Source organism: uncultured Bacteroides sp. (assembly GCF_910586915.1).
Taxonomy (GTDB): domain Bacteria; phylum Bacteroidota; class Bacteroidia; order Bacteroidales; family Bacteroidaceae; genus Bacteroides.
In genome coordinates this window covers 1-7262 of the sequence record NZ_CAJULN010000073.1, presented here as the reverse complement: position 1 = coordinate 7262, position 7262 = coordinate 1, and the positions used below count along the sequence as shown (strand labels likewise).

The 7262-nt window shown below is 41.9% G+C and carries 7 protein-coding genes and 1 pseudogene; 3 read left to right on the top strand and 5 right to left on the bottom strand.

What is annotated here, in order from left to right:
• Nucleotides 1-704: pseudogene (locus tag QZ331_RS14145) on the top strand (peptidase M23); the annotation flags it as partial.
• Nucleotides 705-711: 7 nt separating this feature from the next.
• Nucleotides 712-1446, top strand: a complete 735-nt coding sequence (locus tag QZ331_RS14140; protein ID WP_294631362.1) for a porin family protein — start codon at nt 712-714, stop codon at nt 1444-1446.
• Nucleotides 1447-1548: 102 nt separating this feature from the next.
• Here QZ331_RS14140 and QZ331_RS14135 read toward each other — a convergent pair whose 3' ends face one another.
• From QZ331_RS14135 to QZ331_RS14115, 5 genes are all read right to left on the bottom strand, one after another.
• Complete coding sequence (locus QZ331_RS14135) at nt 1549-1992, bottom strand: DUF4293 domain-containing protein (protein WP_294631360.1); 444 nt, start codon at nt 1990-1992, stop codon at nt 1549-1551.
• Between the two features lie 107 nt (nt 1993-2099).
• Complete coding sequence (locus tag QZ331_RS14130) at nt 2100-2435, bottom strand: DNA-directed RNA polymerase subunit omega (RefSeq protein ID WP_294631358.1); 336 nt, start codon at nt 2433-2435, stop codon at nt 2100-2102.
• A 14-nt stretch (nt 2436-2449) separates the two neighbouring features.
• Complete coding sequence (gene bamD, locus QZ331_RS14125; protein ID WP_294631356.1) at nt 2450-3253, bottom strand: outer membrane protein assembly factor BamD; 804 nt, start codon at nt 3251-3253, stop codon at nt 2450-2452.
• 118 nt (nt 3254-3371) lie between these two features.
• Nucleotides 3372-3797, bottom strand: a complete 426-nt coding sequence (locus QZ331_RS14120) for an amino acid-binding protein (RefSeq protein WP_294631354.1) — start codon at nt 3795-3797, stop codon at nt 3372-3374.
• 231 nt (nt 3798-4028) lie between these two features.
• Nucleotides 4029-5327, bottom strand: coding sequence for a phenylacetate--CoA ligase (locus QZ331_RS14115; protein WP_294631352.1), 1299 nt, complete (start codon nt 5325-5327; stop codon nt 4029-4031).
• A gap of 133 nt (nt 5328-5460) precedes the next feature.
• On the opposite strand from QZ331_RS14115, the gene uvrB reads away from it, so the two are divergent.
• Nucleotides 5461-7262, top strand: a 1802-nt coding sequence (gene uvrB, locus QZ331_RS14110) for an excinuclease ABC subunit UvrB (protein WP_294631350.1), incomplete at its 3' end; no start/stop codon positions are given.

Sequence of the window (7262 nt, the reverse complement as noted above, 5' to 3'; positions counted from 1 at the left end):
ACTTATACTCGGAAGTTTATGAGCATTTCACCCGCCAGTTCCCCAATGTCCACGTCATCTTTGTCGAATCGGCAATAGCCGACAAAGAGAAAGCCGAGTTTATCAACGGACTGAAACAGGAATTGAAAAATAAAGGAATCTCCATGCAAACGGTAAGCGAAAGCGTAACGAAAGAGACTTTGAAGGCAGCACTTCGCAGTGGAAAGGATAATGTCTTTATCCCAACTTCAAGCAGTAAAGTATTGCTTATCAAAGCACTCCCGCAGTTGACTTTACTTGTCAGAGATACTCCCGAACAAAACATCCACCTGTTCGGCTATCCGGAATGGCAAACTTATACCAATGACCATTTGGAGAGCTTCTTCGAGCTGGATACATATTTCTATTCATCGTTCTATACGAACAACCTGTTTCCGGCTGCCGTACAATTTACCAACAATTATCACAGGTGGTACAGTAAAGACTTAGTAAGCGGATGTCCCAACTATGCCATGCTCGGGTTCGACACCGGCTTCTTTTTCCTGAAAGGATTATCTCGCTACGGTTCGGAACTCGAAAACAACCTGCTAAAAATGAACCTGACTCCCATACAGACCGGATTCAAATTCCAGCGCGTGAACAACTGGGGCGGATTTATCAACAAGAAAGTATTTTTCATACGTTTCACTAAGAATTTTGAATTAGTAAAACTGGACTTTGAATAATAGGAAAATGACAATGATAAAATCATTTTTGATTGCAGCCCTTCTGCTTACGTTTTTTTTCCTTCCTGCTGCCGCCCAAGTAGGCGAAGCACGAAACAATTTATCCGTAGGCATTAACGGTGGCGTTAACCTGAATAGTGCATCTTTCACTCCCACCGTCAAGCAGAACAGTTTGATGGGAATTACGGGAGGATTGACTGCACGCTACATTTCTGAAAAGTATTTTGCAATGATTTGCGGCGCACAGGTGGAATTGAATGTCTCACAAAGAGGATGGGACCAACTGTTTGAAATTGTGTCGCAGAACGAAAACGGGTATGAAGTAACTACCAAAGATCCCAGCAGAACTTATACTCGTAAAATGACATATGTTGACATTCCCTTCCTTGCCCATCTTGCCTTCGGACGAGACAGAGGATTGCAATTCTTTATTCACGCAGGTCCTCAAATCGGCTTTCTGATAAGTGAATCAGAAACGATAGAAGGTATAGATATGAACAACTTGTCAAACACCCAAAAAGCGCTATATGGTGTCAAGATTCAGAATAAATTCGATTATGGCATTGCCGGCGGCGGTGGTGTGGAACTCAGAACGAAAAAAGCAGGGAGCTTCATCGTAGAAGGACGCTACTACTTTGCACTGTCCGATTTTTATAGCACAACGAAAAAGGATTATTTTGCACGCGCCGCACACAGTACAATTACCGTAAAACTCTCTTATTTGTTCGATTTGAAAAAATAAATCAGACTTTATAAAACAAAAAGAAGGTGTGTCGTAATACACGACGCGCCTTCTTTTTGTGAGCTATTGACCACTGTGCTAAATTACACAAATCGCAGAAACTTATCGCAATCTATCTGCAGCTTTTACCATTACCTCATCCCGCCCGATGGAACGAATAGCCAATACATTCAAGATAATAGAGATAAGCGGCAGACACAACGCCCAACCCATACGGAACATATTCGCATCGTTTTTCAACGCAAAATAAAAAGCAATAAAAGCGATATAATAACCTATCAGTAGCAGGCTATTGAAAATTGTCATACGAATCTGCAACATACGGTTCTTAAATAAGAAAACAGTAGCAACAGCTACCAACGTACTGAGCATTAAAATTCCAAACAATCCCCATGTAGACTGAAGAGTGTCATTGACAACCACTCCCAAAGCCTTAAAAGGGTGCTCTCCCATTGTATCCGTAAAAAAGCCCATCGGCAAACACATTGCCGTAATCAGCAATCCTGCCACCATCAATAAATAAACTGTTTGAATCCGTTGAATCATAAGTATTCTAAAGTAGTTGAGTTAAACAATAATAGCCAAGCAATAAGGAGCAAGGATTTAATATCCCACTTACTACTTGACTATCCATTCTTTTGTCAGCAAATAAATTACTGAAGTTTTTCTTTTTCCTTAGCAGGATTTCTATAATATACTTTTCCTTCGATGTATTCTTGCGTAGCAATCAAATCCGGCTTCGGCAATTTCTCATAGTAACGAGAAATCTCGATTTGCTCTCTATTTTCAAACACTTCTTCCAAATTGTCATTGTATGAAGCAAACTCTGCCAATTTCTTAGAAAGATCGTTTTTGATTTCAACACTGATCTGATTAGCACGTTTACCGATAATGGCAACAGTTTCATACACATTCCCTGTATCAGAACAGAGTTCCATCATGTCACGGGTTACCGTTGTAGTAGGAGCATTCGTTTTTTTGTAGTCCATAAATCTATTTAAATTTAGTCTTTAATTACTTTCTTTGATTCGTTGAATATCTTTTCCGCCTCTTTCAAATATTTACTTTCGGGAAATTCATTCTTAAAAGCATAATATTCATCAATAGTCTCGCGATAACGATCCATCTTCTTGTCTTCTACACTATAAATAGCCATTTCGTGTCTTGCGCGCAAAATCAAGATGGAAAGTTCTTCACGATAATCGGTATAAGGATAATCTTTCAGCGCATTTTGAGCTGTAATGACACAAGACTCATAATTATTGCCCCTATAATTACCCAAATCATAATACAGTCTGGCCGAATAAAGTTCTTTCAGCACCAACTTATCCTGTAAAGCGAAAATCATATCCTGTGCTTCCTGCTTCTTCGGGCTGTCAGGGAAATATTCCATGAACATCTGCAACTGCTGGATAGCCTGATAAGTACTTGACTGATCCAAACGCGGCTCCGGTGTATCCAAAAATAACGCCTTACCTGTATGGAAACGTGCCAATTCGGTAAAAGTACCACGCGGATAGGTATTGAAATAGGTGATAAACGTCTGGGCAGCCGTCTGATAATCTTTCTGATTATAGTAGCTCATTCCCAACATATACAAAGACTCTTCCGCCTTGTCGGTTCCTTTAAGAATCGTGATTAACTCATTCAACAGAGTAGCCGAACGGTTATACTGCCCTTTCGCAAAATAGTTTTTGGCGGCTTCGTACTTGTATTCGTAATTAGTGCTTTTCAGCAATTTATTATACTCTCCACATGAAGTAAGAGAAGCTGCCGCAAGCAAACTTATAATGATATTTTTCTTCATCCTATTTAAAATAATGCGCAAAGTTACTTATTCGTCGGGAATTTAGCAATTAATCTATGTTTTTTAATACATAAAAGGCGTTAAACACTATTTTGTCAATTCAATATCCCGCCACCGACTAAAGTTTATACAAATCGCTCGCCGCCAACAAATCGACCCTTTTTTCTTTCAGCACTTCGATACATTTATCTAAATTGCTGGGGCGAATTACCACATTTGCAATATTGTTATTGGCAAACGAATACATATATTCGATAAATACTCCTTCGGCAGACAGAAATTCCAGTACTTTTGCCAAAGCACCCGGTATATTCGGACAGCTAATGCCGACCACATCGGTCACATTCACGGCAAAATGATTATCCTTCAAAGCCTTATATGCTTTATCGGGCTCGGATACGATTCCACGCAAAATGCCGAAATCTGCATTTTCCGCAATGCATAAGGCGGAAAGATTAATGTTTTCTTTCGCCAATACTTCAGTCACTTCCGTCAGACGACCCGACTTATTTTCCAAAAAGATAGAAAGTTGTTTTGCTACCATAATTATAAAGTATTATATTGTAAGTTCAGGTATTATTTTTTTAATGATTATCCACTATTTTTCCCATCTATATGGGGGATTTACAGCGCATATATATCCAATGTCCACCGCATATATGTCCAACGCCTACCATCCATATGTCCTGCGTCCAGCATATATAGCTACTGTAACAAGCTGATTATAAAGCTACAGCACGCCATAAGACAGACAAAGGAAGATAACAGGAATCATTTAAATTTTTCTGTTATCAATCACCCGTTTTGCCTTGCCTACGCTGCGTTCAATGCTACGCGGCTCTACCAATTTCACATTGACTCCCAACCCGAGCACACTTTGCAGACGCCCTGCCAGTTTCTTCTTCAAGGCCAACATTTTGTTAATCTCGTCGGAATAGAAATCCGGGCGTACCTCCACCTGTAGTTCCATCGTATCGGTATTGTTCTCACGACCGACTATCAGCAAGTAATGCGGCTCAAATTCAGGCATTTCAAGAATTACGGATTCTATTTGTGTCGGGAATACATTCACCCCGCGGATAATCAACATATCGTCACTACGTCCCAAAATGCGATCCATACGCACCAGTGTACGACCACAGGAACATACGTCATAATGCAAAGCAGTAAGGTCGCGCGTACGGTAGCGAAGCAATGGCATACCTTCTTTCGTCAAGTGGGTAAACACCAATTCACCTGTTTTTCCCGGCTCTACGGGTTGTAATGTATTCGGGTCTATAATCTCTGGGAAATAATGGTCTTCATTCAAATGAGTACCATGCTGATATTCACACTCATACCCTACCCCCGGACCGGCAATTTCACTCAGACCATAAATATCATAAGCCTTGACACCGAGTTTTTCTTCAATCTCATGACGCATATTTTCCGTCCAGGGTTCTGCACCGAAAACACCGACTTTCAATTTGAATTCTTCGCGCGGCAGGCCGGAATCCTTAATGGCATCCGCCAAATAAAGTGCATAAGAAGGCGTACAGCAAAGCACTGTAGAACCGAAATCATGCATCAAAGTAATCTGTTTTTCTGTGTTACCACTGGACATCGGGATAACGGAAGCGCCAATATTTTCGGCTCCGGCGTGTGCCCCCAATCCACCGGTAAAAAGCCCGTAGCCATACGACACCTGGAATATATCCGAACGACTTGCCCCGTATGCAGTAAAAGCACGGGATATACATTCCGTCCATGAGGACAAATCTTTACGGGTATATCCTACGACTGTCGGTTTTCCGGTAGTACCGGAAGAGCCATGAATACGAACAATCTGACTCATCGGTACGGCACAAAGTCCGAACGGATAATTGTCTCTCAAATCATGCTTCGTGGTAAACGGCAGTTTTACAATATCATCAATACTATTGATATCGTCGGGAGTAATTCCCATTTCCTGCATCTTCTTCCGATAGAAGGGGGTGTTGTGATAAACGTAATCTACAATTTTCTTGAGTCGGATGCTTTGAATCTTGCGAAGGCTCTCGCGTTCCATGCACTCAATGCTCTCATTCCAAATCATGTGTTTCCGGTATTATTAGTTGTATGAATCTGTTTTCTGATATTAATATGTTGCAAAGTAAAGGATTTATTTGGAAAAATGATTTGTAATCTCGATTATTTTGCCGAATATTGCTCCACTTTTAGGATGAACTATGAATTTTGAACTAACATCAGCTTACAAACCTACCGGAGACCAGCCGGAAGCTATTGCACAACTGACTGAAGGGATACTTCAGGGAGTTCCCGCACAGACTCTATTAGGGGTCACCGGTTCGGGAAAAACATTTACCATCGCCAATGTTATTGCCAATATCAACAAACCGACATTGATTCTGAGCCACAACAAGACATTGGCGGCACAGTTATACAGCGAGTTTAAAGGTTTCTTTCCCAATAATGCAGTTGAATATTATGTTTCTTATTATGACTATTATCAGCCGGAAGCCTATCTCCCAAGCAGCGATACCTACATAGAAAAGGATTTGGTCATCAACGACGAAATCGACAAACTACGTCTTGCCGCTACTTCCGCCTTGCTCTCCGGACGAAAGGATGTGGTGGTGGTCTCCTCCGTTTCCTGCATCTACGGCATGGGAAATCCTTCGGACTTTTACAAAAATGTGATTGAAATAGAACGAGGACGCATGATGGACCGCAACGTATTTCTCCGTCGCCTGGTAGACAGTTTGTATGTACGTAACGATATAGACCTCAATCGCAGCAACTTCCGCGTAAAAGGTGATACGGTAGATATCTACTTAGCTTACACGGACAATCTTCTTCGCGTTATTTTCTGGGGAGATGAGATTGATGGCATAGAAGAAGTAGACCCTGTTACGGGAATCACTATCGCACCATTCGAAGTATATAAAATTTATCCGGCAAATCTGTTTATGACTACTAAGGAGGCTACTCTCCGCGCCATTCACGAAATAGAAGATGATTTGACGAAACAAGTGGCTTTCTTCGAGTCTATCGGCAAAGAATATGAAGCCAAACGGCTTTATGAACGGGTCACCTACGATATGGAAATGATTCGTGAACTCGGCCATTGTTCCGGCATTGAAAATTACTCCCGTTATTTTGACGGTCGTGCTGCCGGTACGCGCTCCTACTGCCTACTCGACTTTTTCCCGGAAGATTTCCTGATTGTCATTGATGAAAGTCATGTCAGTATCCCACAAATCCGCGCGATGTATGGCGGAGACCGTGCACGTAAAATCAACCTTGTAGAATACGGCTTCCGCCTGCCTGCCGCAATGGATAACCGCCCGCTGAAATTTGAGGAGTTTCAAGAGATGGCAAAACAAGTGGTCTACGTCAGCGCCACACCAGCCGATTATGAGTTAATTCAGTCGGAAGGTATTGTGGTGGAACAAGTCATCCGTCCTACCGGACTATTGGACCCGATTATTGAAGTCCGTCCAAGCCTTAATCAAATTGACGACCTGATGGAAGAAATTCAACTACGAATCGAGCAGGAAGAACGCGTGCTTGTCACTACGCTGACTAAACGAATGGCGGAAGAGTTGGCGGAATACCTCCTTAATAATAATGTAAGATGTAACTATATCCATAGTGATGTCGATACGCTCGAACGCATCAAAATCATGGATGACCTCCGACAAGGAATTTACGATGTACTAATCGGCGTAAATCTGCTCCGTGAGGGATTAGATCTTCCCGAAGTTTCCCTTGTGGCTATTCTTGACGCGGATAAAGAAGGATTCCTCCGTTCGCATCGCTCTCTGACACAAACTGCGGGACGTGCCGCACGTAATGTAAACGGAAAAGTTATCATGTACGCTGACAAAATAACAGACAGCATGAAACTGACCATTGACGAGACCAATCGACGACGTGAAAAACAGTTGGCCTACAACGAAGCAAACGGCATCACTCCGCAACAGATTAAGAAGGCAAGAAATTTAGTTGTATTCGGCAATTCGACTTC

What these genes read in the sequence shown, in the direction of transcription:
- QZ331_RS14140 (WP_294631362.1), top strand. Translation starts at nt 712, where the DNA reads ATGACAATGATAAAATCATTTTTGATTGCAGCCCTTCTGCTTACGTTT.
- QZ331_RS14135 (WP_294631360.1), bottom strand. Translation starts at nt 1,992, where the DNA reads ATGATTCAACGGATTCAAACAGTTTATTTATTGATGGTGGCAGGATTG.
- QZ331_RS14130 (WP_294631358.1), bottom strand. Translation starts at nt 2,435, where the DNA reads ATGGACTACAAAAAAACGAATGCTCCTACTACAACGGTAACCCGTGAC.
- bamD (WP_294631356.1), bottom strand. Translation starts at nt 3,253, where the DNA reads ATGAAGAAAAATATCATTATAAGTTTGCTTGCGGCAGCTTCTCTTACT.
- QZ331_RS14120 (WP_294631354.1), bottom strand. Translation starts at nt 3,797, where the DNA reads ATGGTAGCAAAACAACTTTCTATCTTTTTGGAAAATAAGTCGGGTCGT.
- QZ331_RS14115 (WP_294631352.1), bottom strand. Translation starts at nt 5,327, where the DNA reads ATGATTTGGAATGAGAGCATTGAGTGCATGGAACGCGAGAGCCTTCGC.